We start from the raw sequence: 26,050 nt of genomic DNA, 5'->3' as shown, positions 1-26,050 counted from the left end.
TTCCCGCCATATTCCCTCACGGGAATCGTTTGAGGTGTGACAAGCTCTCCTGAAATCCAAACCGATACAGGAGATTTGTATGTCACAGAATCACACTCCCATCCCTTCGTGCGGCTTTCTTCGCCTGCATCAGATCATGGAACTCATCCCCATCAGCCGTAGCGCATGGTGGGAAGGATGCCGAACCGGGCGCTATCCCAAGCCCGTGAAGCTTGGCCCGCGCACTACCGTCTGGCGCGCGGAAGACATCAGGGCTTTCATCGAAAACGCAGGCAAGGACAACGACAAGAAATAGCCCTGTCACGCGGCTGTCCTGAGAGGAGGGCTGGAAATTTTTTGCCTGACTATCCGAAAATTGTGACGGATAGCCAGGCAAAAAACATAAACCAGCCTTCTTTTTTATCGTTTTCCCTCACAGAGAACCAAGACTCGACTCGTCATTTCCCTCTTCTTTTTTGCCTTCCTCATTCAGCAAAGCCCGTATCCGGGCCAGCGGAACCGACAGCCCTGCCTCTGCAAGAATATCCCGAATTTCTTTCGGGCCGTATCCCTGTTGCGCGGCCTTGCGAATATCCCCGGCCAGCAGTTCGGCCACTTCCGCGCGGGTCTTGCCTGCTTTTTGAGAGGCCAGCCCCCGGAGTTTTTTCCGGCCAGCTTCAACCTGTTCCATTGAATAGCGTTGCGCCTTTGCCATGCTCTGTAATCCTTTTTAGATTGACAATTAAAAATAGTGTTTCCCATTCCATAGCACAGCAAAGGAATTTTGTTCAACAAATCATAATGTACGACAAAAGCACTTTATGTATTACACTGGACGATATTACACTAAAAATGAAAAATAATATTTTCATAAATTTTTTATACCTGCTTTATACGCTGTCCAAGGAAATATAATACTGTATTTTAGTTTTTTTCTCTGGCCTTCAAGGTCATTTTTCCTCTATGCTTGCGCAAAACCGAGAAGGAAGCTCAGTTCGATACTCCCCCGAAACAAGGCAAGGTCGTTTCGGATGCCGTGAGCAGTTATTCTTTACAAGTTGGTAGCTGGCTGCCAGCCAGCCACAAACTTGCCAAAGGCTCCGCCTCTGGACTCCGGCAAGTGTTCGGCGCTTCGCTTCTCACACTTCAAAAAGGCAGAAAGGCAATGAAGAGAAAAGACAGCGGGCAATCACGTTTTGCGGCAAGACGCACGGTGCGCCTCACAGCGGCGGAGGAAGCAAATTTGCGTGACCAGGCTGAGAGGGCCGGACTGAATGTGGCTGAATACATGCGGCGGCGCATATTCGGCGGGAGGCCCATCACTGCCAAAACGGACAGTCAGACCATCAGGGAGCTGCGGCGTTTGGGCGGTCTGCTCAAACATCACTTTGCAGCCGTCCGGGCAGCGGGGAATCCCCGAAGCCTTGAAGAAATGAATGCCACCATGAGCGCGATCCGGCAGACCATTGAAACTTTGAGCAATCCTTCATGATTCTGAAAAAGCTCAAGCGCACCAATCTTCAGAAAACCAAGGCCGCCATGATCGGCGGACTGGTGGACTATATTCTTGCCGCAAAGGACGAGGATGGCTATCAAAAACTCCAGTTCGCCTATGCCAAAAATGTCATCACCACCAAGCCTGAAGCCTGGAAACAGGAAATGATCGCCTTGGCTGAGGAGTCCATTCACAGCAAAATGCCTGTCACCCATTGGGTTATGTCATGGCAGGAAAATGAAGTTCCCACTAGAGAACAGGTGAAGGAAGCGGTCGGTATTTTTCTGGAAGGCATGGGCCTGAAAGACCATCAGGCCATTGTGGCGGCTCATGTGAATACGGCCAATTATCACGTCCATATCGTAGTCAACCGTGTTCATCCCCTTATTGAAAAAGTGGTGCAGCCGCACAAGGGTTTTGACATTGAAGCCGCTCACAGAATCGCTGCTGAAATCGAGCATAAGCAGGGCTGGGCCAGTAATGAAAACGCTCGCTATCGGGTCAACGAGCAGGGGCAGATCGCCCGCATCCAGCAGGCCAAGGTCGTCAAGCCCAAGGCCAAGGCCGCAGACTTTGAGAACGCCACAGGCGAAAAATCGGCGCAACGCATAGCGCAGGAAAAGGGCCATGCTATCATCCAGAAAACCACATCCTGGGCAGAGCTTCACGCCGGATTAGGCAAGGTTGGCTTGCGCTTCGTCCGCAAGGGTTCGGGCGCGGTCATCTTTGTAGGGAATACAGCGGTCAAGGCTTCCAGCGTGGACAGGAATTTCGGCTTGTCCAGGCTCTGCAAACGGCTTGGGGAGTATGAAGAAGGGGAATACCCGGCAGAAATGCCCGTGCCGCAACCTGAGCCTGTCAGCCATGTTTGCGAGAAGGAATGGCGCGAGTATCAGGCCCAACGTCATCAACTGGCCGAGGAATATCGTCTTGAAAAGGAACGCCGCAGAGAAGCCGAACGCTTGCAAAAAGAGGAGCGGCGGCAGGAGAGGCAGACTATCCTTACCAGGGTGGCTCCGCACGGTCTGCCCATGCTCAATATCGCCCGCCATTTCCTGATGCTCCAGCAGCAGAGCCAAAAAGCGGAAAACAAGAAAAAACAGGGCAAAGCGCGTCACAGCTTGCCCCGCTTCAAGCACTGGCTTGCGCGGAAAAGCCCCTGGCTTGCTCAACTCTGGCGTTTACGCAGCCGCATCACGCCGGATATGCAGGTCAGGGAGTTTCGCTTCAATCAGCAATGTCGGCTGGAAAGCCCGCTATATGCCTTTCAGGCAATGGTACAGGAAAAATACGCTGATGTCCGCATGGATCAGTCTCGGCTGGATTCGGCAACAGCCCTCTACCTCCGCTGTGCAGGATACTCAATGGACGCCGTTGAACAGGAGATACTCAGACACACCCCGCCGCCCATAACCGCCAGAGAACAGCGTGACAGCCTTGAGCGACGCTCCAGAATCTTGCAGTACGCATACGGAACAGCGGGAGACATTGATATTGCGGCCTCTCGCCCAACACGGGAGCAGATACAGCAATTTATTACCAACGCAGAGCAAAAAGAACAAGAGCTGCGAAGCGCCATTGAACAGCAGACGCGGCTGCGTACTGGCGATCCGGCTGCGGCCTATGACGCCCATGCGGCCAATCTGCGGCAGCACTTTCCCAAAGCAGATCAAGCCAGTCTGGACGCCATGATAGCCCTGCGTATGCGCGCCAACGGCCACAGCCGGGAGGCTGTTGTCAGGGTCATTCACAGTCATTCACCCGCCATCCCAAAAGATGCATCGGGTACAGACCGTCAGCAGTACGCCGAGCGCATGGCGGAATACGCCTTCGGCTTGCAAGGCACGCATGACATGATGCGGAACAAGCCCCACTGGTCTCTGTGGCGCAAGGTTGAAGGTGTTGAGGAGGAACAGCGGCAGAGAGAAAGGACACGGCCCATGTGGCGGATGAAATAGACATACTGATCTCGACATTCTACGCGTCGGCATCCCACGCGTTCGCGACTGCTTCGGTCAACACTGCGGTGTTGTTGCTGTAGAGGTCGATCCCAAGATGGTCCAGGAAGTTCAAATCCATAGTCATCCTGTAGGGGGCGTTGCCCGCAATGTCGTCCATTCCGATTCCCTCGCTCATTGGTCGTTGTTCTCGTTTACTTTTTCGATGACCTTCGTGGAAATCAACGCTTCCAGATGCCGATGGAGTTCGATGGGAAGCTCTCCGCCCTTTACGAGGACGCCGAGCTCCATGTTGCGCTCCATCGCGGCAGAGGTTAGATTCGCACTTGTGATGAAGGCCAGTTCGCCGTCGGCGATGGCACATTTGGCATGAACAGCTCCCGACAGCTGTCCGGGCAACGACTTCCTGTTCGACGACCAGACGTAAACGTCGATTGAGGGGAGAATGCTTTTCATGGCCTTTACGGAATCGTATGTCACCCGCCCGCCATGCTTGTCGGACGACTCAAGCAACACGTCGATCTGAACTTGGCGGCCAATCGCTCCATGGAGCGCCCGGATGATCGAATCGACCTCGTAGGCGACAAAGCTGACGAGAAACAACCGTCTCTTCGCGGCTTCAATGACTTCGCAGAGAACCTGCTCGGTGTGCCTGACCGGAACCTGACCCGTCGAGGGGCCTGTCCACACCAATTCCACGGCCCCACGGTTCTCTCTCAGGATCGCCGTCGCAGACGCTCCCTGGAGAGCGGATGCCACGTCACTTGGAGAGGTGTTCCTGCTATGACGCCACGCTTGCTCCAGACGTCCCACCAATTTTTTATCTGCGTTGGGGCCGAAACTCGAACGAGTCAAAGCGAACTGCTCGACGGAACCCAGCGTCTTGATCTTTGACGCGACGGTGGAGATACGATCTGGATGCAACTCTAGGCCGAGTTCGGCGATCACTGCTAGAAGCTCATCCATTCGAGCCTCCGTTCCCGGCGAAGAACGCGGTGTCGGAGACCTCGAATGTTTTTACCAGCAGAGCCCTGTCCAGATAGCGATTTCCACGTTCACAGGACGTTTCGGCGACGAAGGTGCAGGCATGGCAGGCGGCGGAATGCAACGAACGATCGACACCGGGATTGTGTTCCGAGCAGAGGGGGTCGGAAGAGCAGACGGTAGCGCGATCCAGCGCCTGCTCAATCAAGCGTCCCAGATTCTCTGGTTTTCCGAGCTCGACGAGTCCACCGAGTGTCCCGTCGGAATCGGCGGCCGCCGTGTAGATCAACACCCCTGCCATGGGTGATTCGCTACCACTCCTCGCGTAGATGCGCTCCCGGATGCTCGCTGCGTTGTAGCCACACTCAAGAGCCAGCTCCCGAATGAGAAGATGGGCGAAAGTATGCAGCATGGCATATCTGATTCCAGGGTATCCCTCGTCGGAGTCTAGCCCACGTGCGTTCCGCCAGCCTCGATGCCCCGCCTCTAGCTTTTGGCTTCTGGCCTGAACGGCTTTACCCTTTTCCCATTCGGCCACGGCATCCTCATTAAACCTGATGAATATCCCTTCGCCATGTACCTCGCTGGCGGGTATCCAATCGGGCTTGTTCCGACTGAGAGCGGCCATCGGAGGACGATTGTCCGGCTCGGTCGATTCCTCGGGAGCTTCCACCCGGGTGTAGCCAATCAGGGCGTTCACTTCTCGGAGTCGCTCCAGCAGCAGTACGCTGGACAGACGGTCTTGATAGCCCTCCGGAGTTTCGGTCTTGTTGCTCAGAAAATGCGGCCAGTCCGTCGGAGGATTATCAGAGGTCAGGACGTCCCACTCGGGGGTCTTGATGTCACTCTCGGATATGACAGCCGTGCCCGATTTACCTTCCTTTCGCTCTTCGACGGCCTTCCAGATGTCCCTATGATCCCATTTGTCGATTCCCGGCAGACTGCCGCTTTTGGCCAGAGTCTTCACGATTACCTTGATCTCGTCGGCCGATTCCGCATCCGAGAAATATTCCCATCCATCCAGAATTAATTGCCCAAGCTGATCACGTTCAAGAGGAATCGCGAGAACCGAAAGCGTGATTGGGAACCACCCGTTGGTCGCTCCCAGGAGGATGGTTCTAGGGACCTCGCTGCATCCCTCTTCATACCGGTTGAGGTGGGGATGCCGTCCTCTACAAGCGGGAAGATTTTCCTGCGCTTCCCGCCCGAAGGCATGGACTAGAGAGCGTGCGGCATTGCAGGTGTCGCATTTGACCCAGAGGTTTTCCGTCTGCAGGGATGCGCCTCGCTCGAAGAATCGCAGCGTCCCTTTGCATTCTGATGGGCCGCCATGCACGAACCAGTGCCACGGAAAATCGTCGAGATGCCCGTTCTTGCAGGCAAGCAGAAAGCGGGCGGGAACCGCGTCCGCGTTCCTGCCTTTCTCACAGTTCGAATGTACGAAATGGGTTTGCTCCGGGCGATACGGATTGACCTTGATGTCAAACAGGCCCGAATCGTATTCGGCCAACAAGCCGCATTTGACGCACCTCAGCCAACGTGGAAAGGGGCGGACCGGTACCCCGATCTTGCCTTCGGCGGACATGGGGTCGACGCCGTCTTCCCTCAGAAAGGGGGGCATCCGCAACCGCTCCACTTGAGGACCGAGCACCCGGCGAACGGCGGCGAGAAGGCGTGCCTCCTCAATCGGAGGGCATAGTTCCGGATTCCAGCGTTCCAAGCCCATGGTCAGGACAGAAAGATTCGGCAAGTCGATCAGGGCTCCGGGACCGTAGGCCCAGAGCAATTGACTGGGACGAACTTCCCCTACGAGATAGGAACTCATGCGTCACCTCCGTTCGCTTTCTCAATCCTCGGTTTCCAGGACGGAGGTTCGATAGAGTGCTTCGAGTCATCCATGATCAGTTGAACTCCAGGTTCCACTTCGCGCATTGACATGGGGACCGTGAATTCGTCCCACGCCAACGCTCCGGGCTTTTTTAGGAGGGCGGCGAGGTCTCCTTGCCCACGCGCCGTCTCGTAACCTAATCTACGCCCGGCCTTCACCGCTTCCTTCACCCACCGGTCGATCCGATCGGCAGTCATGGTCTCGACGATGGTTCTCGCCGCCTTGTCCTTCACCTTCCAGGCGCGGTCGGACAGCACCTTCCGTGCTCTCCGGGCTTCCTCCTTACCGGAGCTGTCGAGGGATTGCGCCCCAGGATTCGGGTTCATAGAATCGTTTTCGAGCCGCAGGAGACTCACCATCGCACCGGTCAAGCCACGATCCAGTGCTCTCGCCGCAAACGGCGTGACGGACTGAGCCTCAACATGCTTGTAGAACGTCGCGTGATAGTGCTCGAACGTTTCATAATGGGACAGGTCGCGAGGCCGCGACCAAGTGAGCACCGTGCAGACGAGCCCTGGGAAGGAACGGCCAACGCGGCTCGTGGCCTGAATGTATTCCGCCGTACTCTTCGGTTGGCCGTTGACGACCATCAATCCAATGCGGTTGACGTCGACACCCACCGACAGCATATTGGTGGCCAGCACAATATCAATGGCCCGCGTCTCGCCCTTTTCCCAAGTGGGCTTGAACTTGACCTCCAGTTGGTCAAGCTTCTTAGGAATCTCCTTGTTCGCAACCCGCGAGGTCAGTTCGTCCACGATGCGTACCGAACGCTGGCTCAGCCCCGGTCGCTTCACGTCGCTCATCTGGACGCGATAGGCACGGGTCTGCACATCGTCCTCCGCCAGCCGCCGCATGCCTCCCAACTCGCGCAGGGAGTTGAAATACCCGACCACGGTCATGTACGGGTCGGCCGCCACGCCGAAGTGCTGAAATAGCGACTGGGCGGCAGTTAGCAGGGCAACGTAGACCCGGATCAGAACGGCAGGGCGGGAGCTGCCTGGCGAACAGATCCCCATGTAGAGACGTCCGGGTTTGTTTTCCACCGAACGCTGCACCGAAAAAAAGTTGTCCTCGACATTAAGGCCATGGGGCGGGAACACCGAAATCCTGCGGAGGAAGACGTTGTTCACCTGTTCTTCGGCCTTACGCACCGTCGCCGTGGAGGCGACGATCTTAGGTCGGATCGCCTTGCCGTCGACCGACCAAGTCGAAAGTTCGTCAACGGCGGTTTCGTACAGGCCGACCATGGTTCCCAGCGGTCCGCTGATCAAATGAAATTCGTCCTGGATGATCAGATCCGGGGGACGAATGGGAAGAATCTCTTTGACCTTGACCGCATCCAGTGACCCTTTCTTGGTGTGATTGCCGTTGCAGTCGGCCTCGGGCCAGAGCAGTCCGTGGCGCGGACATTCACGGTTCGCTTTGCCGAAGAGTGTTCGCACCTGCCCCCGCCAGGCCATCATGGCGAACTTGTCCACGGTAGCGATCAGCATTGAGGGCGGATAGCGGTAGATTTCGTCGTCCACCACCAGGACAGGAAGCCCCAGGTTCTTTGACTTCGCCAGGCTGAATTCGCACCGGCCGTACTTGTCGCCACAGTAGACGAAAGTTCGGCCGAGATCTCTGTCGACCCTTATTTCCCGCCCGGGAACGATCTCAGAACCGCACCACGGACAACTGGTCAATTGGGCCGGGGTCGAGCCCGTGCCGTACTTGCCGTCCCGTTCCTTTTCGATCGCCGCGTGGCTTTCGTCGGTGGTGTTCGGCGTGACCCGCTGTCCGACCCAGAGGCCGATGGTGAACGGCGTATCGCCCCAGACCCCCGGTTCAGCCCGGCGCAGCACTTCCATGGCGCAGATCAGGGCAGTGGCCCGTTGAAACTGTTGCAGAGTCAGCAATCGCAAGGTGTAGCGCATGATCACGGCCAGACCGCGTCCGCCATCAAGACCACCCAGGTTACCCTGGAGGCGGCGGACTCCCATGGTGAAGGCCGCGACACCGAGATAGGCCTCGGTCTTGCCGCCGCCAGTGGGGAACCAGAGCAGGTCGGCGAAAGCCTCCAAAGGGTGGGTACGGTCCCGGTGAGTCGGGTCGGCGAGCGCCGGAACCGAAAGCAGCATGAACGCCAACTGGAACGGACGCCACGAGCGGTTCTTGCGGACGTTCAACGCGTCGAGTGTCACCTTGTCTCCACGGCGCCTGGCGAGCGCGTAAATGCTGTGAATGCGCTGCAAAGCCATGGCCCGGTTGGCGAACCTGAAAGCGGTCAGTGCCCGGTCGTCCGCCGCCAGCACGTCAATGCCTTCCCTCAACCTTTCCAGTATCAGATTGCACCGTTCCATCGCTTTGGTGGCCGGGAGGTCGTATCCTACGACCTCGCTGCCAATCGCTTTCCAATTTTCGGCGATCCACTCCGCGTAGTCGTCCGTCAGCACTTTCAAGCCAGCGATAAGTTCGTCGCGCTTTTCAGGGGTGGCGAGCTCGGCGAGCCGCTCCATATCAAGCAGGCCGTCCTCAATCATCCGACGCATGGCCGGGCGATCTTCCGGTTCAAGACCGGGCGTTTCGGTGACCTGAATCTCATACTCGGGCAGTACGGCTGTCCTGACCTCCGTGGCTCGCTCGCGGTCCTCTTCCGAGACGGTCGCGTGGACCGAGATGCCGTGTCCGACGGCGAACTCGACCCGATCCCGATAGATCATTTCGAGCGCTTCACGCTCCTCGTCAAATTCGTTGGCCCGTAGAATCGGGCGACGCCGGAACACCGCACCCCCCTCCATGTCCCGCACGATCAGTTCCGGCTGAAAAATCCAGGCCTGATCCTGATTCTGTTTGGGCATGGTCTGGGTGTTGACCAGAAAGAGCGTCACCAGCCTGTCGCCATTTTCCAACGGGGCGCTCACAGAGCCCTGCACCACGACCGAAGGGCAGTCCGCATCAATCCAGAACGGCTCAATGGTCTGTTTCTTCAGGGAAACCACGGCGGAGCCACCTGATGGTATACGTTTCCAACAACGCGATGACTTGCCCGTCTCCTCGTTCTCTCGCTCGCTTTGCGTCCGTTCGTAGCGCCCCCAGTTGGCGAAGAGTTGGACATTTTTCAGTTCACCGTCGACGCAGAATGTGAACCCCATGGACGATGGAACCAGAGATTGATTGGTGGAAGTGTCAACTTCCTCGTCTCGCTCCTCGGAATCCGGACGTCCCGATTCGCCAAAGGTGCCCATTTCCACCGCATCCGGAGCCGTGTCCATCGGAGCCAGCTTGCCGACCAGGTATCGATCGCGAACACTCATGCCCACGATTTCCTCGACCGGACCGTCCGCCGGACCGAGCAGGTCGTCAATGACGGCCAATTGAAGCAACTCCCGCACATAGGCCTGCTCCTTGACGGAGTCGCCTTCCAGCACGGGCAAGGCACCGAAGGCGATACCACAGGCCTTTTTCAGTGCTGCCTCGAAAATTGGCCATTCCATTCTCGACATGGCCGCCCTTGATTCGGGCGCAGTCACCCCGAGGTCGGTTAGCACTTTTCCGCCACTTACGGGAAGGACGCCATCGAAAAAAAATGTTGTCTCGTTGAGTTTGGCGCGAATGCGGTATATGCGGGCGAATGAGACCACAGCTAACGAGTCGCCGTTGGCTATCAGCACGCCGTCGCCTTCTTCGATACCCTGGAAGAAAGCATAGTCGCGACCAATGGTCACCGAGAAATGCCGGTTGTGTGCTTCGTCACCAAGACGGATGAGCCAGGCATTACGCGTCGGAGTCGCTTCCCGAGAGACGGTTTCAATTACGGAATCGTCAGTTTTGTTATCGTTTGCCATTCTTCAGTCTCCTCATCAATTCCGTTTTACCGCTCTATATTTCGCACCTCGCCGTTCACCCTGACGCTCTATCAGGCCGTCGGCAAGAAGCTTTTCGATAGCGCTGTTCCACTGGCCGTTCGTAACCTCGGTTGCAGCTAATATTTCGACCTTAGCGTGCCAACCATCCTGTGTGCTTAGAAATCCGTGTATCGCGATAGTGGGTGTGTTCTCACTGGTTGGGGCCGATACCCTTGCATCGAAATCAAGATGTGGTTGTGCGACAGTAGCATCGGTGGCGCGGCGGGTGCGTGGCGAGCGAGATGTCGAACGCTTTTTACCTCCTCTTTGCAGCCCTTGGGCAATTTCCTCCTCGTACCTTTGATGGTTCAGCTCCGACAACCGACGTAATACTGTAAGACGTGCGCGATCGCTGATGGTGAAGCGAACACGATCGTTTTCGGGAAGGTAAGGAACTTCGTGGAAGTCGTGCTCCAGATCAAGGTCATCCCAGCCGTAAGCACGAATGACTGCAAGGTCGATCTCACAATGTAGTCGTCGCATTTCATCAATACGTAAATCTACTTCAGATGGATCATGGAAGCGGTTGTAGAATTGCGTAAGACCGATCATATTCTCCAACATTATTTTCTCGCGGTTCTCATGATAAATTTCGCCATATGTGAATAATTCTTCGCGACCATCCAGAATAGGCATTGGCCATGTTTCCAAAGCCTGTGATGTTGAATAGTTCAATGTTGATGCCCCCAGAGTTCCACAAGTCCAAAATGCCCATTCCTGATGGTGAGTAGATTGTAGAACAGCAAACTCATCCCAACGGCGCAAAAAATAAAGCTTTGTTTTTGTGTTGTATATATTATTTGTTGGAACCTTTCTAAATGTAATGTATTTCGTCACAATTGCCGACGCAAGTACGGCTTCATAAGCAGCCATTTCTTGCATTAGGATAGGGCGAAGATCCCAAAATTTCCAGAAGCATTTTTGGTGAATTTGTCCGGTGAGCGAATCTCGATAGGGTTTGACAAGTTCTTCCACTCGACGGAATGCTGCGCCATACTGACGCGCTTTTTCCTCTGGCCAATCCCGGAAATAAATGACCCAGCGGTACGGTTCCAGCTTAGGCATTGTGTTGAGGTCTTGCCCATTGAACAACGGGAAGATCACCTCCGCACATTTCGGATCGGCTTCAAGTATTGCCGCCCGATCTTCAGCGGTAAGTTCGAAGCCACGCCCCATAACGTCTTGGCCTTGTGAGAACTGACCTTTCAACGCGTTGAGTTTCATTGGGCGCTCTATCTGAAAATCCTCTTCCAGTGCACCGTTGATCGCCGATACCGTCCGGCCATCCAGAATTTTCTGGCCTTGCCAGCCATCGCGGGCAACCCAAGCAATTGATATAACTACGGCTGCATTCCCCGGCCATGGCATTCGGGAAAAACTATGATAAACGGCTCCCCCCTTACCTATAATTTGATCCAAGCAAACCACGCGTGAACCTGTCTCCGTGATTGATTTAGTTGCGAGCAGGCCGAAAAATCCCCTTGAACCAAGTAGAGAAAAGACTCTGAGAAAAAAGTACGCGCAAAAATCGGGAGAGCCTTTAACTCCATTGCGGATATAGTTCAGATACTCCTGGTAAGCTAATCCGAAACGACGGCCCACCAATCGTCCTCCAGTAAATGGAGGATTTCCGACCATTCCATCAAAACCGCCTTTCCTGATCACTTCCGGGAATATCAAAGCCCAATGGAATGGCCTTCGGGGGGCTGTTTCTTTAGGAAAATCAATAGCTAAATTCTCTTTCGCCTGACGAGCTATCTGCTCACCCATTTTCTCGTTACCGCCAAGAAAATCACCGGCCATTGTGGCAAGCTTATCCAGTGCGGTATTGAGTGCCCGTGTATTGCCACCGCATCGTAGTGCCTCACCGATCATGGCATCGGCGATTAGCTCTACGGATTCGAGTTTACGTCGAGCCTCGCTATCCAGCCGGGCCATGGCTTCGACATCTTGTATATCCCGTATGGCCGTGGCGCGGAGTTGCTTGCGCAATTCAATGGCCTCATTGACCGCCGCCTCGACTTTTTGCCCGAAGATGTGGAGTTGGTACTGCTGCCCTGATTCTGTATCCATGCGCAACCGGGTGAGCTGTTCCAGCCGGTGGATGCCCAGCAGGCTGTCGCCAGAGCGGAGGTTGTGATCAAGAAAGCCGAATGGCCTGCCCTTGGCGAGGGTCACCAGCCAGATGGAGAGTTTGGCCAGCTCCACCGCCAGCGGGTTGATGTCCACACCGTACAGGCAGCGCTCGGCCACCAGACGGCGGGCAATAGTCAGCCGTTCATCAAGCTGAGATGACAGGGGTTCCTCAGCACCGAGTTGATCAAGCACATCGCCATCGACGGTGATGGCTTTTCCGGCTTCCTCTTCATGGAGCCAGGCCTCAACCAGTTTTTCGCCGAGATAGCGGCAGGCCTGCACGAGAAAGGCCCCAGACCCCATGGCGGGGTCGCAGATCTTGAGGTCAAGAATCTCCCGCGACGACTTGAGCATCCATTCTTCGCGGGGCTTGCCATCGGCCGGACCGAGGTAGACCACAGGTTCCAACGTGGTGGTGACGATACTCTCAGTGAGGGCTTTCGGGGTGTAATGGGTGCCAGTCTCACGCCGATCGGCCCCAAGGGTGACCATGAACGAATTGTCGCGATAAACGATCGGGTCGCCCCAGGCGTCGGTGCGAAGCAGGTTCGTGAAGGGACGGATACGTTCGGCCAATGCGGTATCGCCACCACAGACACCCAACAGTCGGCCAAAGACTGCGTCGTCGGCTGGTTTGGACAAACCGTTCCTGATGGCTGATCCGCTCCGCCCGGTGACTTCCAGAAGCAATTCGACGAGCGCCGCTTCGTCGTCCAGACGGGCCGACTCCAGCTCCGCGAGGGCAATGTTCGGGTTCTTTGCCTTCTGTGCCCCCTGCAGGCCCAGAGTCACGCGGGGAACGCGAGCCACAGTGTGTTCAAGAAGACCTTCATAGACATGCCCGATCTGCTCCACATCAAGCGCACGGTAGGACAGCAGCAGCGCACCACCGGGCTGCTCCAAAATCTGTAGCGAATTCAAAAGCAGCAGCACGGTACGGTTGTCGATGGGCACCGGCACGGCCGAAGTTTCCCGCCAACGAGTGCCTTTGGCTCGGCCTTCCAGAAACGGAAAACGATCAGGATCGAACAGCGAGCCGCCCAAGGCTGGCATCCGCAGGCTTTCATGCTCAATGCCGCCATAGACGGCCCGGAAGACGGCGAGTAACCTAGCCCAGGCGTCGTGACGGCGGTCGAGCACTTCCGGCCCGTGACGATCGGCTTCTTCTGCCAGTTGACCGCGCAGGGTGGAAACGGCGTAGCATCGGTCGTAGACAGAATCACCGAGAAGGAGCAGGCCGCGTTCCTCGGCACAGAGGACGAACACCAGCCGCATCATCACCGTCAGTCCTGCCTCGTAGAGCTCGGCGGGCTTCACGTCGCGGAGCAGTTCCCGATTGCGATCCTCGTCGGCCTTGTCGAGACACTGCACGAGCACCTCGACCGCACGACGAACCTGCTCGCCGAGGGTGTCCGTGACCTCCTCGTGATGCTTGAGGGATTCTTCCAGAAGCGATTCCAGGGTATCTTCCGCCGGGCCGAAACAGCGCCGGACTCCGAGCAAAGACTGGAAGGCCCTAAGAGTGCTCGGCTCTTGGAACCAGAGACGTGCGTACCACGATGCCTGACTGGAAGTGGACCCCACCGGCGCGTTGACCAACATCCATCGTTCGCCATCGGTCAGAAGTCCCACGCGCACGCCATGGGTACGGCAGAGCAGGGTCATGCGTTCCTGGAGGGAAACGGGCCAGCCATCACCTCGCTGGACCGATTCAAGATCGGTGTCCGGTGGCAGAACGGCGATGAACAGGCGCGGCTTTAAGTCTGCAGGAGAGCAGACAATCCAGTTGGGTTTGAACGTCCCTGCGTGTTCCTGCGACGAAACGCTCGGGAGTTCGCTCGGCCAATCGCCCGCGTGGACGAGGGATTCGTGGTCGTATTCGAGCAGGTCCGTCAGTACCAGACGAACCCACTCCCGGTGCAGTTCCGGCAACAGTTTGTCTTCCTGATCCACCGCCTCGCGCCATTCTTCGTAAGCAGCCCTGAGTTTCTGGCGTCGCGGGGTCTCCACCGCTTCCAACCCTTGCGGGAATGCCTTGTCCAGCATAGACATGGTGAGGAAAGGACCGGATATCTCAATCAGGGAGAGCCATTCGGCGTGTTTGGATAGATTCTTCATGCCGGATCAGCTCCTCCTTGCCTGTGATTGTGGAACGAGGAATACGACGGCCACCGGGAACGTTCGATCTACCGGATTGGCGTAGTGTTTTTCGATCGCGGCCTTTTCTTCTTCCCGCTCTTCCGGAATCCGAGCCAATCGGGCTTCAAGGGCATGGACGTCCTTCTTGACTTGGGCCATCTCTTCGGGCGAGAGCCCGGGCAGATAGAGTTGGCCATCTTGACGATCCGGCTTCAGTTCCTTGCGAATGCTGGCTTCAAGCTCATCCAGAACCGTTCGAACGTCTGCGATTTCGCTTTTCATGCGCCTGTCGAGGGTGTTCTCAAGAAACTTCAAGCGGTCCCTGGATCTCGCTTCGACGGCGGCCATGAGAGCGTCTTCGTGGCGTTCAAACCTGTCCTTCAGAACGTCGAATAGTGCCTGGTCTGGTTCAATAGGCGAGCCTTGGGCAGCCAGAGCTTCCAGTTTGCCGACTTGAGCGATGCGAGCGAACCGTTTGTGTTCGAGTTCTCCTCCGGCGAGGGTCAGCTCTTCGTGAAGGCGATGGTGGTCTCCGCCGGTGATCACCAAGCGCGACCAGACCGCCACCGCCGGGACTCGCAATTCATTGTCGGGTACGGTTCGAACCGCCACGCGGTGAAGTCGCTTGACGTCGTCGAGTTTCCATATCTCCTCCCGCAGCAGGCGCAGACACATCTGCACTAAGCGGTGGTTGAGATGTACCAAAACGACATTGTCTCTACCTTTGGCGACATCGTGATCGAAGGTAATCGGGCGGCGAACGCCGGTATGGGGGTGTTCCAGTCCGACGGTGGCTCTGCCCCAGGAACCGGGAAGAACAGGCACTTCGAAAATGCTTCCCTTTTCGCCGTGAGCCGATCCGATGGGTTTGAGCGCTGGCTTTTCCGCCAGATCCAAAGCGACCTCGACCGCACGCGAAATATGCTCGGGCGACAAATGGAAATCGTTCTTCGCTTCCATCAGTCTCTCGTGCAGGCGAGCGATGCGTTCCTGAAGGCGCTTTTCCGCCGTGACGAACTTCCCCACCTTGGCGGCCTTGGCTTCCGCCGCGGCGGTATCCAGGCTGCTGCGCCTACCGAGCATGGCTTCTACGATCTGCTGGGCAATGACCGGTCCAACGCTGCCGAGAGCCTCCCGGATGGCGTCGATCTTGAGGACGGCGCGCATCAGATACTCGTGATCTCCCGCGACATCACCGGGTTTGACGGACCTGCCTGCGGCTCTTGAGGAAAAACCTTTCCCTACCGGATGCCAGATGAAGACGGTGTCTTCCTTCTGCCCATGACGGTCAATGCGGCCGTTGCGCTGTTCCATGACATTTGGATTCCACGGAATCTCAACATGGATGAGGTAGTTGCAGTGGTTCTGCAGGTCAATACCTTCCGAGGCCGCGTCGGTCGCGAGCAGAATGCGGACCGGCGAGATGTCTGGATGTGCCTGGAACGCGGCTTTGACCGACTCGCGCTCGTCCGGCGACATGTTTCCATGCAGATACATCAAGCAATCGCTGCCGTAGCCGTTGGCAGTGAGAATCTGATGGAGCCACGAATGGGTGGCCCGGTATTCAGTGAACAGAATCACGCGCTTTCCGTTCCAGCATCCGTTCGTCTTCAGATGGCTCTCAAGCCAGTCGAGAATGGCCCTGGCTTTCGAGTCAACGCGGTTGCGTGCTTTCTCCCCCCATGCGGAGAGACGGTTGAGCATGTCTCTCTGCTCAAGTGACAGAGGTGGCGCGAGTTCGCTCGCTACCTCAACCGCTTCGTACTGGGCTTTTTCGACCAGCGAATCGTTCGAATGCTCCTCTTCGGTTTTCAGGATCGCCTTGCGCAGAATGCGATCGTCCATGGTGTCTCGGTCGCCTTTTGGCTTGCCGCGTTCGAGAGTTTCCCGATGTTTCGCCAGCGTGAGTGCGAAAGCCATGGGTGAAGAAAAGAGGCGCTTTTTGAGAAGCATGTGAACGAAATCGGTTCCATATTCGAAGCGCGTGCCCTTGACGCTCTTCGAACGGTCGGCCGTGTACTCTCCGAGCAAGGCGTGGATCTGGCGCTCCTCCTCGGAGTAGTCGATTTCGAGACCTTCGAGCTTGCGCTCCGGAAACACCGGCTTGCCGTTCGCGTCGACGATGTCGCGCTTCAGTCGACGAACCATGACGCGGTGGAGTTGTTTCTCGTCCGGCATGACGGTCCTGGCGAATCTCTGATCATCCAGCAACTCCAGCAACGAGGTGAAGGACTCTTGGTATCCGTTGTGGGGGGTAGCACTCAAAAACAGCCGATGGGTAAAGTGTGGAGCAAGTAAACGGATTAGCCGTGTTCTCTGACTTTCCAAGGCATACATGGATGCTGACGCCGGTGCGACGTTGTGCGCCTCGTCAACGACCAGAATATCGAATTTTCTCGGATAGGTAATGTGAGGAGGGAGTACGTCCTTCAGCAACCTGAAACCTTCGCCGCTCTTCATCCAGTCCATTGAAGTGATGAGACGAGGATAGGACGTCCAAGGGCTTACATGGATACCGCGTTCGCGACGGAGGCGCTTAACGTACTCGGTGTCGACGATCCGAAATTCGAGGCCAAATTTTTCCTGCATCTCGGTCTGCCATTTGACTTGCAGGCTGGCGGGGCAAACGACGAACACGGTCCGGGCGCGATGACGGACGAGCAGCTCCTGGATGACCAGTCCCGCCTCTATCGTTTTACCCAAGCCGACATCGTCCGCGATGAGGAGATTGACGCGGGCCATCTCGACGGCTCGAACCAACGGATCAAGTTGGTAGTCCTCAATGGTTATACCGCTCCGGAAAGGCGATTGCAGAAAAGAGCGATCCGCGTTGGTGATCGCTCCCCAGCGAACGGCGTCAAGAAAGGCTTCCAAGCGGTCGTTGCTGTCCCAGCCGGTGATCGACGGCAGCCCAGCCTTTTCCAAGACTTGAGCTCCGGCCTCCAACTGCCAGACAACTTGGATCTCTTCGCCCATGGAATCTTCGTCCAGGGATGACAGGCCGACGAGGTGTTGCTCACCGTTGATCGCCGTTGACAAGGCTCCACTGGAAACATCAGTGACCACCCACTGACGACGTCGGACCTCAACAAGTTGACCGGGTTCGGGAACGGCTCCGAAACGAACGACACTGTTCGCTGAACTTGTGTTTGTCGTTGTCATTGTGACCGACTCCTCCGTCTCGACCGATACGCTTTCTTGGTCGCTTCCGATACATGCGACAGCAAGCTGGCTCCGATAACCTCGCCGAGGGTGACGGGAACGGCGTTGCCGATCAGCCTGCCGATGGACTTCTGGCAAATCTGTTCTCCCGGTCGAGTGAACTCGTAATCCGGAGGGAAGCTCTGCAAGATCGCGCCTTCTCTGAGAGAAATAGCTCGGTCTTGCTCCGGATGGCCGAAACGGCCGTTACCAAACCCGAAGAATTGCGTCGTCACCGTCGGGGCGGGAGCGTCCCAGGTCATGCGGCCATAAACGCTGGGGTAGGTCTTCCCGGAAAATTTCTTGTGGCAGTCGGCCACCAACTCCCTGGGCCAGTCACGCCATGTCCCCCCCGGCCTGGAAGCTTTTATGCGGCGCATATTGATTTCGGAAAGAGCGGAGCATTGGTGTAGAGGGTCTTTCGGGTGGCTCGTTCCGGCCGATAGAGGAGGCAGGTTGCCAATGGCCTCCTTGACGGTTCTCGGTCTCTTGCCGAACTGATCGGGAGTCAGAAGCGAGATCGGTCCGAACTTGGACGCCAGCAACACCAGACGGTTGCGCCGTTGGGGGACGCCGTATTCGGCGCAATTGACCACCCGGTATGCGACCGAGTATCCATTGCCTTCAAGGCTGACCACGAACTCGTCGAAAACGTTCTGTTCGACCAGTCGCGGAACATTCTCCATGGTGACAAGATCCGGTGACAGTTCGTCCACGAGTCGCGAAAACTGCAGCAAGAGCCACCAGCGCTTGTCGGACTCTGTCGCCTTTTGGTTGTAGGTGGAAAAAGTCTGGCACGGAGCGCAACCGGCGAGAAGTTTAATCCCGTTCTTTCTGTAGTGACGCTCCAGCTCGCTGGCTTCCAGCTCCTCCACCGATTTGAGGAGGAACTTGGCATTATTGTTGGCGACGTAGGGGTATTCACAAGCCGGATCAATGTCCACGCCTAGGCGGACATCGACACCGGCCTTCATGAGGCCATGTGTCAGTCCACCCGCCCCGCAGAACAAGTCGACGGCATAGACCTTACGCTCTAGCGTCGCTCCGATTTTAGCCTGTATCCCGTTTCTCATTTTTTCGAGTCTTTGCCTACATCTTCCTTGGATGAGTCGGCAGATGCGCCACCGGCCTCGACCCAAGCGTCGACCTGATCCCTCTTGAACTTCCAGAGTCGGCCCATGCGATGCGCTGGCATACCGAACCGATCGATCCAGCGATATACGGTGTCACTGCTGACCCCGAGATATTTGCATATCTCATCCACCGATAACCAGCGGTCTTCAATCTCGGCCATTTTTTTCAGCTCCTGTCGGACGCTTTCGCTTTTTTGTCATATCTGCCAATGGCGGAAGTCTGGGCGTCGAGCACAATAATCCCAATTTTATTGGCTTTTAAGCTACATTTTTTGGAGGCGATTGTCAACCGCTTTAAACCGTTTTCAGCCGCAAGAAGTCGAAAATAGCTGCTCCAGAAGATATCCCTGTCGCCACTGGCGACGCTCTCGCCGTAAGACGGACATGGCATCCGGTAGAACCAGGCTGGAATCGGGGGCTACTTCAGGTGAAGTGGAGATCAAAATATGAACACGATCTGACCCCAACGCGTGCCACCAAGAGCTTGACATTTGGTATATTTTTTATACCATTTAGACATGAAATTTGAAGACAATCCTGCCAAAAGCCTTGCCAACAAAAGCAAGCATGGCCTGGACTTTGAGGAGGCCAAGGCACTATGGGATGACGAGAACCTGCTTGTCTTTCCACTACGCTTTGAAGATGAGCCTCGGCAAGCCTGCATCGGGCGTCTGGGAGGCAAGCACTGGACAGCAATCATGACTTGCCGTGGTACGACGGTGCGGATAATTTCTGTCCGCCGCTCACGGAAAGAGGAGATAAGAGCTTATGAAAGCGAGTGATTTTGACAAGGCTTTTGACGAAGGCGCAAGCGTGATGCCCTTTGCGAATATGGACAAGGCCCAGCGGCCCAACCGCTCAAAACGGGTCAATGTGGATTTTCCTCAGTGGATGGTGGATTCTCTGGATCGGGAGGCACAGCACTTGGGCGTGAGTCGGCAGGCGCTGGTCAAGGTCTGGATAGCCAACTGTCTGGCACGGGAGGCGCACAGCCTTCGCTGATCAGCAAACGCAGGGTCGCATTTCCTCAAGATAACATGCTGAATTTATTGAAGCCATGGTCTCATTGACGGACTCGAAAAGAAAAGTTAATATCTCAATAAGTTCAGGATGTTAGTAAGCAAAATGCTTGAACGGTATTCTGAACGGTATTTGTGGGAAGCACCCACATGATGCTCTTTGATATTAGTACGTTGTACCTTGCTTTGGGTCTCCCCTTCGCACCAATAAGAAGTCCAAAATAGTCTATAGAAGGGCGGAATCACTAAGAAAAACGTGATTCCGCCCTTCTCTTTTTGTCCAGTAAAATCCAAGTACCCACGTGGACACCCACAAAAATCGTTGGTAGATTCGCAGGTACCAATACCACAACGCCATTTCGGCACGGCGAAATACCAGTACGCTAAAAATCTTCTTTGAATTCAAATGGATGGAGGTATATTTTTCTGGATTTCGCCGCACACTTCCGGACTATTTTGGAGGATACCAACATGAAATTTTCCGATGCCGCTGTACGGAACGCCAAGGCCGACAGCAACGTGCAAAAGCTTTCTGACGGCGGCGGGTTATATCTGCATGTGACGCCCACGGGTAGCAAGCTCTGGCGCATGGCCTACCGTTTTGAGGGCAAGCAGAAGTTGCTCAGTTTCGGCGCGTACCCCAGTATCCTTGCGGGATGCCCGCAAGTACCGCGAAGAGGCCAAGGAGCAGCTTGCCAAGGGCATCGACCCCGGCGCGGAAAAGCGCGAGGCCAAGGCCGCAATTATCGCCAAGGAACAAGAAGTGCGTGACACTTTCGCCTTTGTGGCGCGGGAATGGTTCGCCAAGTATGGCCACGCTGTCGCCCAAGCATGAGGCCAACCTGTGGCGCTACCTTGAAAATACCCTGTTCCCGGTGTTGGGCAGCAAGCTGCTCACCCAACTGGGACCGGCGGATTTTGGGCGGTGGTGCAACCTGCCCATCGCGCTGCTCCAAATGCTGGCACGCAAGGAAGGCTTGGCAGAATTGCTTGACGCATATGGGCATATTATTGTGGATGAGGGTCACCATCTACCGGTTTTTTCGTTTGAGGGCATCCTCAAGCAGACCAAGGTGCGGTATATTCTGGGGCTGACAGCAACACCTGAGCGTCGCGATAGCCACCATCCGATCATTTTTATGCAGTGCGGCATGGTACGCCACAGTGTGACAAAGATAGAACATCTGCTCTCCAGCCTTGAGGTCAGAGCGCGGTGTTTGCAAACTCCCACATTGCCAAATGATGCCACCATTCAGGATGTATTCCGCACGCTTTGTGAGGACAGTGCCAGAAATTCGCGTATAGTCGATGACACTTGGGACGCATGGAACGAAGGACGAAAAGTACTGCTACTGACTGAGCGAGCGAACCATCTGGAAATATTGCGCGAAATGCTTGCCTCAAAAGGGGTGTCTTGTCATATCCTGCATGGACGACTTTCACGTAAGCAACGGGCGCTTGTGCTGGACACCTTACAGACAATGCCCGACAGCGCGGCACGGGTGATACTGGCCACGGGGAAACTTATCGGCGAGGGATTTGACCATTCGCCACTGGATACGATCGTGCTGGCCATGCCCATTTCGTGGCAGGGAACTCTGCAACAATATGCTGGCCGCTTACACCGTCAGCATATAGATAAAGCCGACATTCGCGTTTATGACTATGTGGAGACCGATAACCCGCAACTTCACCGGATGTGGAAAAAACGCCGAGTAGGGTACACGGCAATGGGGTATCACGTTGTTGAAACAGAAGGTATTTCGTAACGTAAGAGGTGATGTGTGTGATGTGATGATTTACGAGTTCGCTTGACCTCTTACAGTGTTAAGTTTAGTATACGCCAAACCAAGAAAACTAATCTTCAAGTTGTCCTTCTTACGCGACTGTTACCTTGAAACGACACTTCTCCGCGCCACCCAAGACTGTCTCTATTATTTCTACCTTGATATTTTTTTCTGGCAATAAATTACCAATAATATACAATATGCTTTGGCGTGAGCATTCACAATGTGTTACATCTTTTATTTGTCCGCTTTTTACTTCTGGGCAGACACATGCAGGATACCCAATTTCATAGACATGTCCTTCTTCAATGATATTTGCGAAAAGCCATTCAGTATTTCCATATCGTTTATACTGTTCATCTAAGCAGCACCCACATTCTTCAAATTGTTTTCTTTGCATCACTAATATTGTGTCCTTGACGCAATGTATCGCCTTGCTTCTATAATTCATTGTATCTTCTTTTTTTATCGAGCCATTAAAGCGAAGACTCCCCAGCCTAGGTACTCACGGGTATACGCTGCATAGCGCGTCGGCTCTGAGGTCAGCTTTGCGCGAATCTCATTGGCAAGGGCATCATGGGGATTCGTCTCAAGCCACCGCCGCATGGTGAGCCATTTAGCTGCCTCGTACCTGTCCCAGCCTTCCTGATCGGCCAGAACCATTTCCACAACATCATAGGAAAGGTCGTCAAAAAATGAGAGCAATTGCGGAAGCGTGAAAAAGTCTGAGATAGCACCAGCTCCGCACCCCTTGGCAACGTCTTCCGTTGCAGGCGCCCTCAGCCAGTAAGGCTCGCCAATAAGGATAATCCCTCCGACGCCAAGACTCTTGGCTAGAAGCTCAATGGTTCCGGCGACTCCTCCGCCGATCCATGTGGCACCGACACAGGCAGCCACATGAACCTTTTCTTCAGCGATATAGCCGACAGCGTCGGCGTGGATAAATTTGACCAGATCAGTGACTCCAAGTTCTTCGGCACGGCGTTTCGCTTGCGCAAAAAACAACTGGCTCATGTCAATGCCAGCGCCGGTAACTCCGTGATCACGCGCCCATGTGCATAGCATTTCTCCCGAACCGCTGCCAAGGTCGAGTATGCGCATTCCCGGTTCCAGACGCAAAGCAGCGCCAAGGGTGGCGAATTTTTCTGATGTGAACGGGTTATGAATGCGATGGGCACTTTCGCTGATGGTGAAAATGCGGGGGATATCCAATGCAGAATTTACTGAACCCATATCTACTTCCTTTTGCGGGTATGTTTAAGGCAATGTAAGCTATACAATTGGTTAATGCATCCTACTTTTCATTTATGAAAAGAAAAAGCGCCCCAAACAAAGTTGGAGCGCTTTCATCTAGCTGTTTTTGAAGGAGTTAATAATTTTGTATATAGTCTTTTCTGACAAGCAATAGTGTTCAGCCAAGCCTTTTACGGAGCATCCAGCCAGACGTCTGGCGACAATCTCCCTGTTTCTAGCCTGAATATCTTTTCTTGTCTCTGTATTTGTCCCCCACGGAAGTTTATTATCTGCCTTGCGCGGGATATAGATACATTCTCCGTCTATATACGCCTGAACCGCATTCAACAAAAAATGCGGCAATACATCATTTGCCTTTTTATAGCTCATTGTGCTCCTCCTAATGGTGAATTAGGACTGAGCAAGAGCTATTGCCTAAAAAACTGTCATGTTACGCAATAGCCCCTGCTATGCGCAACGAAAAATATCCAGTGCGTTAAACATATCTTTCCTTTTGTAAAAGTGTATAAAGAGGATAGAGGCCAAAAATATTTCTGTCAATGCACGGCACCACGCATGCGCTAACGGGAAAAATTTGTCTCTTCGCGAAGGCGCACAAGGACGGCATCCACAGCCTCTTCAATCTGTAATTTTGCTGTATCCAAAACCATGTGCTCTCTGTTCCACGGTTGATATTCACGGCTGGCAACACTTTGCCAATCAGGCAAAACAAGGCCGGCAATGTCAGAAATGCGGCTCTCAACCCGTTCCTTGTGTTGCTGTATATCCGAGCAGATAATCTCTATTTCCAGATACTTGGCACCTTCCTGAATTGCGACATCTCGCCATGCATCACGGGTAATTTGTAATGGGTTCACAGAATCCGCCACGACGGGCAAGCCAAGACGCAAATTGTCGGCTGCCACGGCGTATCCGGCAAAGTACCCCGCCGGGCCTATATCCCATTGGCTTGCCACCAGCCCCGCGCGCACAAGTGCCAGCTCCAGACTGTCGATGCGCACATGGACGGCGGAAAGTCTTTTTGCCACACGCCGTGCGATGGTTGTTTTGCCGGTTGCGGGTAATCCGCCAAAGATGATAAGCATATTTTCTCGCGATTATGGGGTTACACAGTACAATAACAGAGTTTATGCCCCGCTCAGGAAACACGGCTTGCCCCTTTGCTGATGCTATAGCTCGATGTTGGGAAAGGCAATATTTGCAAGCAGTGAACCTGTTCAAATGACCGAAGCGCCTCTTTTGGGGGCACGGGTTAAATCTGGCAAGTAGCATGCATGAATTTAGTCGAGGGAAAAAATGAACAACATCTTCAGCCCGACAATGTCCTCAGCCCGCCAGGCCGTTGTACGCGGCCCCAGCTTGACCAGCTTGGAGAAGCGGCCTGATTTGCAGCCGTCCCACCAGGCGCTTTTGCTGATGGGGATGAGTTGAAGGACTTGCGGGAGCCGGACGAATCCTGTTGTGCGCATTGCGGGTAAAGTAGCCATGGTTACACCTCCTGATAGGTTTTTGTTGTTTGATGGAAGTGTATCATGGGTTTTCCGGCGGGCTCTTTTGTGGGTTGGAAAAGTGTCGTTTGTAGATATATTGGATTGCATGGAATAGTACTTCGTGGACAAAATTTTTGTTGACATGGTTTGAAAAAACAAACTTTCTGCTGTATTACGGCCCATTGCACGAAAACAACGGGCCGTTTTTACTGTTTTCTGGGTGCCTATGAAGCGTTTTTCAGGGTATCGAGGTAATCCGCCCATTCCTGCATCATTTTGCGCCGTTGCAGCAGATATTCCGCGTAGTTGCATGCCGCCCGCACGTCATTTCGTTCGCCATGGGCGAACTGGCGTTCGATCCAATCCCGGTTGTAGCCGAGTTCGTTGAGCAGGGTGGAAGCGATGGAACGGAAACCGTGCATGCACATTTCGTTCTGGGCGTAACTCATACGGCGCAGGGCATCGAGCATGGGGACGTTGGAGATCGGCTTCACATCCGACCTGACGGACGGGAAGAGATACTTGCTGGTGCCCGAATACGGTTGCAGTTCCTCAAGAATCTGCATGGCCTGCGTGGACAGCGGCACAATGTGCATCTGCTTCATCTTGGTACGGGCGGCGGGAATGCGCTACTCATGCTCCTCAAGGTTGAACTCGCTCCAGACGGCGGCGCGGAGTTCTGTGGGTGACTCTTCGGGGCCGTAACGCGCCGCTCAGGTCGTTTGCCGGGTTGCGCTCAGCGCGTCCGACAATCAGGGCGTAGCGGTACACTTGGGCGATTATCTGGAGCAGACGGCGGGCGGTTTCATTGTGGCCCTGTTGGTCAATGGGCCGGACAAGCGCCAGAACGTCGCGGGGCTCTATCCGGTTGATGTGCTTATCGCCGAGAACCGGCAAGACATACTTCTCCAGGCGGAACATGACCGTGCCCCGGTGTTTTTCCGTGAAGTCTTCGGTACGGGTCGCATGCCATTCCTTGGCGACGTTCCGGAAGGTTTCGGCGATTTCAGCGCGCTCCGCCTCCTTGGCGGCTTTTTTGAGAGCTCCGGGATCAATGCCTTCGTTCAGCAGCCGTTTGGCTTCCATGCGCTTTTCCCGTGCCCTTTGCAGAGTTATGCCGGGGTATTCGCCTAAGCTGAGCGACTTTGCCTTGTTGTCAAAAGAGTAGGCCAGCCGCCAGTACTTTCTGCCGGTATTGGAGCAATACAGGTACAGGCCGCCGCCAGCGAGCTTTACGGGCTTGTCGGAAATTTTAAAAGTTCTGATCTTGGTGTCGGTGAGAGGCATAAGGGTACTCCTTGGTTTTCGAGGGACGAAACGATACCCGGATGGACGATAATATCTTTTACTTTTAGGATATTACATCAAAAATCGGGTATCGTTTTGCATACCACAGCTCGATGCCCTGAAAAATACCTGAATGACTCTTGGATAGCCCCAGATTCGGGTGGAGGCGGGGATCACAATTTCGTCCGGAAAAGCAAAAACGCCAAGGTTTTTGTACCTTGGCGTTCTTTGTAATACCCGAATTTGGCGTCCCCAAGGGGATTTGAACCCCTGTCGACGGCGTGAAAGGCCGTTGTCCTGGGCCGGCTAGACGATGGGGACGAGTGAAGCAATCTTCTAACCAAAAAATTATAACGTGTCAAGCCGAACATTGCAATTTATGGGTTGGTCACGCTCCGGCCGCAGCAGTG

22 protein-coding genes, 1 tRNA gene and 1 pseudogene are annotated in these 26,050 nt (G+C 54.9%); 7 read left to right on the top strand and 17 right to left on the bottom strand.

Annotated elements, in window-relative coordinates; translation table 11 throughout:
• The first annotated feature begins 79 nt into the window (after window positions 1-79).
• The gene (locus FYJ44_RS05870; protein ID WP_154510060.1) at window positions 80-295 is read left to right on the top strand and encodes a helix-turn-helix transcriptional regulator; all 216 of its coding nucleotides are present in this window, start codon (window positions 80-82) and stop codon (window positions 293-295) included.
• Window positions 296-412: 117 nt separating this feature from the next.
• Here FYJ44_RS05870 and FYJ44_RS05865 read toward each other — a convergent pair whose 3' ends face one another.
• A complete protein-coding gene (locus FYJ44_RS05865) occupies window positions 413-694 on the bottom strand; it encodes a hypothetical protein (RefSeq protein WP_154510059.1) in 282 nt (93 codons plus the stop codon).
• Between the two features lie 321 nt (window positions 695-1,015).
• Here FYJ44_RS05865 and FYJ44_RS05860 point away from each other — a divergent pair, with 321 nt between their 5' ends.
• Window positions 1,016-1,471: a plasmid mobilization protein gene (locus FYJ44_RS05860; RefSeq protein WP_229772534.1), complete on the top strand. Its 456-nt coding sequence runs from the start codon at window positions 1,016-1,018 to the stop codon at window positions 1,469-1,471.
• Window positions 1,468-3,432, top strand: a complete 1,965-nt coding sequence (locus tag FYJ44_RS05855; RefSeq protein WP_154510057.1) for a relaxase/mobilization nuclease domain-containing protein — start codon at window positions 1,468-1,470, stop codon at window positions 3,430-3,432. The genes FYJ44_RS05860 and FYJ44_RS05855 overlap by 4 nt, the downstream gene beginning before the upstream one ends.
• A 19-nt stretch (window positions 3,433-3,451) precedes the next feature.
• Here the strand turns inward: FYJ44_RS05855 and FYJ44_RS05850 are convergent, their stop codons facing one another.
• The 8 genes from FYJ44_RS05850 to FYJ44_RS05815 are packed head-to-tail and all read right to left on the bottom strand — an operon-like array spanning window position 3,452 to window position 18,964.
• Complete coding sequence (locus tag FYJ44_RS05850; protein ID WP_195840964.1) at window positions 3,452-3,592, bottom strand: hypothetical protein; 141 nt, start codon at window positions 3,590-3,592, stop codon at window positions 3,452-3,454.
• Window positions 3,593-3,606: 14 nt separating this feature from the next.
• Complete coding sequence (gene drmC / locus FYJ44_RS05845; protein ID WP_154510053.1) at window positions 3,607-4,398, bottom strand: DISARM system phospholipase D-like protein DrmC; 792 nt, start codon at window positions 4,396-4,398, stop codon at window positions 3,607-3,609.
• Window positions 4,391-6,241, bottom strand: coding sequence for an MrfA Zn-binding domain-containing protein (gene drmB, locus FYJ44_RS05840; protein WP_154510051.1), 1,851 nt, complete (start codon window positions 6,239-6,241; stop codon window positions 4,391-4,393). Before drmB ends, drmC begins: the two co-directional genes overlap by 8 nt.
• A complete protein-coding gene (gene drmA, locus FYJ44_RS05835; RefSeq protein WP_229772533.1) occupies window positions 6,238-10,134 on the bottom strand; it encodes a DISARM system helicase DrmA in 3,897 nt (1,298 codons plus the stop codon). The genes drmB and drmA overlap by 4 nt, the downstream gene beginning before the upstream one ends.
• Before the next feature lie 15 nt (window positions 10,135-10,149).
• On the bottom strand, window positions 10,150-14,448 hold the full coding sequence (locus tag FYJ44_RS05830; protein WP_154510049.1) for an Eco57I restriction-modification methylase domain-containing protein: 4,299 nt from the start codon (window positions 14,446-14,448) through the stop codon (window positions 10,150-10,152).
• Between the two features lie 6 nt (window positions 14,449-14,454).
• Complete coding sequence (drmD, locus tag FYJ44_RS05825) at window positions 14,455-17,631, bottom strand: DISARM system SNF2-like helicase DrmD (RefSeq protein WP_154510047.1); 3,177 nt, start codon at window positions 17,629-17,631, stop codon at window positions 14,455-14,457.
• Window positions 17,628-18,743, bottom strand: coding sequence for a DNA cytosine methyltransferase (locus FYJ44_RS05820; protein ID WP_154510045.1), 1,116 nt, complete (start codon window positions 18,741-18,743; stop codon window positions 17,628-17,630). The genes drmD and FYJ44_RS05820 overlap by 4 nt, the downstream gene beginning before the upstream one ends.
• Complete coding sequence (locus tag FYJ44_RS05815) at window positions 18,740-18,964, bottom strand: helix-turn-helix domain-containing protein (RefSeq protein WP_154510043.1); 225 nt, start codon at window positions 18,962-18,964, stop codon at window positions 18,740-18,742. The genes FYJ44_RS05820 and FYJ44_RS05815 overlap by 4 nt, the downstream gene beginning before the upstream one ends.
• Before the next feature lie 357 nt (window positions 18,965-19,321).
• Here FYJ44_RS05815 and FYJ44_RS05810 point away from each other — a divergent pair, with 357 nt between their 5' ends.
• From FYJ44_RS05810 to FYJ44_RS05795, 4 genes and pseudogenes are all read left to right on the top strand, one after another.
• The gene (locus FYJ44_RS05810) at window positions 19,322-19,585 is read left to right on the top strand and encodes a BrnT family toxin (RefSeq protein ID WP_154510041.1); all 264 of its coding nucleotides are present in this window, start codon (window positions 19,322-19,324) and stop codon (window positions 19,583-19,585) included.
• A complete protein-coding gene (brnA, locus tag FYJ44_RS05805) occupies window positions 19,572-19,805 on the top strand; it encodes a type II toxin-antitoxin system BrnA family antitoxin (RefSeq protein ID WP_154510039.1) in 234 nt (77 codons plus the stop codon). Before FYJ44_RS05810 ends, brnA begins: the two co-directional genes overlap by 14 nt.
• A gap of 488 nt (window positions 19,806-20,293) precedes the next feature.
• Window positions 20,294-20,657 (top strand): annotated as a pseudogene (locus tag FYJ44_RS15005) (Arm DNA-binding domain-containing protein).
• A complete protein-coding gene (locus FYJ44_RS05795) occupies window positions 20,632-21,591 on the top strand; it encodes a DEAD/DEAH box helicase (RefSeq protein ID WP_229772527.1) in 960 nt (319 codons plus the stop codon). The pseudogene FYJ44_RS15005 and the gene FYJ44_RS05795 overlap by 26 nt, the downstream one beginning before the upstream one ends.
• 109 nt (window positions 21,592-21,700) lie before the next feature.
• Here FYJ44_RS05795 and FYJ44_RS05790 read toward each other — a convergent pair whose 3' ends face one another.
• From FYJ44_RS05790 to FYJ44_RS05760, 8 genes are all read right to left on the bottom strand, one after another.
• On the bottom strand, window positions 21,701-22,009 hold the full coding sequence (locus FYJ44_RS05790; RefSeq protein ID WP_229772525.1) for a hypothetical protein: 309 nt from the start codon (window positions 22,007-22,009) through the stop codon (window positions 21,701-21,703).
• Window positions 22,010-22,074: 65 nt separating this feature from the next.
• Window positions 22,075-22,821, bottom strand: a complete 747-nt coding sequence (locus FYJ44_RS05785; RefSeq protein ID WP_154510175.1) for an SAM-dependent methyltransferase — start codon at window positions 22,819-22,821, stop codon at window positions 22,075-22,077.
• Window positions 22,822-22,959: 138 nt separating this feature from the next.
• Window positions 22,960-23,232, bottom strand: coding sequence for a CD3324 family protein (locus FYJ44_RS05780; RefSeq protein ID WP_154510035.1), 273 nt, complete (start codon window positions 23,230-23,232; stop codon window positions 22,960-22,962).
• A 191-nt stretch (window positions 23,233-23,423) separates the two neighbouring features.
• On the bottom strand, window positions 23,424-23,948 hold the full coding sequence (locus FYJ44_RS05775; RefSeq protein ID WP_154510033.1) for a P-loop nucleotide/nucleoside kinase family protein: 525 nt from the start codon (window positions 23,946-23,948) through the stop codon (window positions 23,424-23,426).
• A gap of 195 nt (window positions 23,949-24,143) precedes the next feature.
• Window positions 24,144-24,350: a helix-turn-helix transcriptional regulator gene (locus tag FYJ44_RS05770; protein ID WP_154510173.1), complete on the bottom strand. Its 207-nt coding sequence runs from the start codon at window positions 24,348-24,350 to the stop codon at window positions 24,144-24,146.
• Window positions 24,351-24,577: 227 nt separating this feature from the next.
• Window positions 24,578-24,949 (bottom strand): tyrosine-type recombinase/integrase, encoded by a 372-nt coding sequence (locus FYJ44_RS14600; RefSeq protein WP_229772524.1) that lies wholly within the window; start codon window positions 24,947-24,949, stop codon window positions 24,578-24,580.
• A 46-nt stretch (window positions 24,950-24,995) separates the two neighbouring features.
• Complete coding sequence (locus tag FYJ44_RS14595) at window positions 24,996-25,640, bottom strand: tyrosine-type recombinase/integrase (RefSeq protein ID WP_229772523.1); 645 nt, start codon at window positions 25,638-25,640, stop codon at window positions 24,996-24,998.
• Between the two features lie 244 nt (window positions 25,641-25,884).
• Window positions 25,885-25,961, bottom strand: a tRNA-Glu gene (locus FYJ44_RS05760).
• Window positions 25,962-26,050 lie beyond the last annotated feature (89 nt).

This window comes from Desulfovibrio porci (assembly GCF_009696265.1).
Classification (GTDB): Bacteria; Desulfobacterota; Desulfovibrionia; order Desulfovibrionales; family Desulfovibrionaceae; genus Desulfovibrio; species Desulfovibrio porci.
This window is presented reverse-complemented; position numbering and strand designations above follow the sequence as displayed.

Coding starts and splice junctions, on each gene's coding strand:
- FYJ44_RS05795 (WP_229772527.1), top strand. CDS start 20,632: ATGGCCACGCTGTCGCCCAAGCATGAGGCCAACCTGTGGCGCTACCTT.
- FYJ44_RS05865 (WP_154510059.1), bottom strand. CDS start 694: ATGGCAAAGGCGCAACGCTATTCAATGGAACAGGTTGAAGCTGGCCGG.
- drmA (WP_229772533.1), bottom strand. CDS start 10,134: ATGGCAAACGATAACAAAACTGACGATTCCGTAATTGAAACCGTCTCT.
- FYJ44_RS14595 (WP_229772523.1), bottom strand. CDS start 25,640: ATGCCTCTCACCGACACCAAGATCAGAACTTTTAAAATTTCCGACAAG.
- FYJ44_RS05780 (WP_154510035.1), bottom strand. CDS start 23,232: ATGAGCTATAAAAAGGCAAATGATGTATTGCCGCATTTTTTGTTGAAT.
- FYJ44_RS05775 (WP_154510033.1), bottom strand. CDS start 23,948: ATGCTTATCATCTTTGGCGGATTACCCGCAACCGGCAAAACAACCATC.
- FYJ44_RS05850 (WP_195840964.1), bottom strand. CDS start 3,592: ATGGACGACATTGCGGGCAACGCCCCCTACAGGATGACTATGGATTTG.
- FYJ44_RS05790 (WP_229772525.1), bottom strand. CDS start 22,009: ATGCAAAGAAAACAATTTGAAGAATGTGGGTGCTGCTTAGATGAACAG.
- drmC (WP_154510053.1), bottom strand. CDS start 4,398: ATGGATGAGCTTCTAGCAGTGATCGCCGAACTCGGCCTAGAGTTGCAT.
- FYJ44_RS05820 (WP_154510045.1), bottom strand. CDS start 18,743: ATGAGAAACGGGATACAGGCTAAAATCGGAGCGACGCTAGAGCGTAAG.
- FYJ44_RS05830 (WP_154510049.1), bottom strand. CDS start 14,448: ATGAAGAATCTATCCAAACACGCCGAATGGCTCTCCCTGATTGAGATA.
- FYJ44_RS05855 (WP_154510057.1), top strand. CDS start 1,468: ATGATTCTGAAAAAGCTCAAGCGCACCAATCTTCAGAAAACCAAGGCC.
- FYJ44_RS05770 (WP_154510173.1), bottom strand. CDS start 24,350: ATGGCTACTTTACCCGCAATGCGCACAACAGGATTCGTCCGGCTCCCG.
- brnA (WP_154510039.1), top strand. CDS start 19,572: ATGAAAGCGAGTGATTTTGACAAGGCTTTTGACGAAGGCGCAAGCGTG.
- FYJ44_RS14600 (WP_229772524.1), bottom strand. CDS start 24,949: ATGCACATTGTGCCGCTGTCCACGCAGGCCATGCAGATTCTTGAGGAA.
- drmB (WP_154510051.1), bottom strand. CDS start 6,241: ATGAGTTCCTATCTCGTAGGGGAAGTTCGTCCCAGTCAATTGCTCTGG.
- FYJ44_RS05815 (WP_154510043.1), bottom strand. CDS start 18,964: ATGGCCGAGATTGAAGACCGCTGGTTATCGGTGGATGAGATATGCAAA.
- FYJ44_RS05810 (WP_154510041.1), top strand. CDS start 19,322: ATGAAATTTGAAGACAATCCTGCCAAAAGCCTTGCCAACAAAAGCAAG.
- drmD (WP_154510047.1), bottom strand. CDS start 17,631: ATGACAACGACAAACACAAGTTCAGCGAACAGTGTCGTTCGTTTCGGA.
- FYJ44_RS05870 (WP_154510060.1), top strand. CDS start 80: ATGTCACAGAATCACACTCCCATCCCTTCGTGCGGCTTTCTTCGCCTG.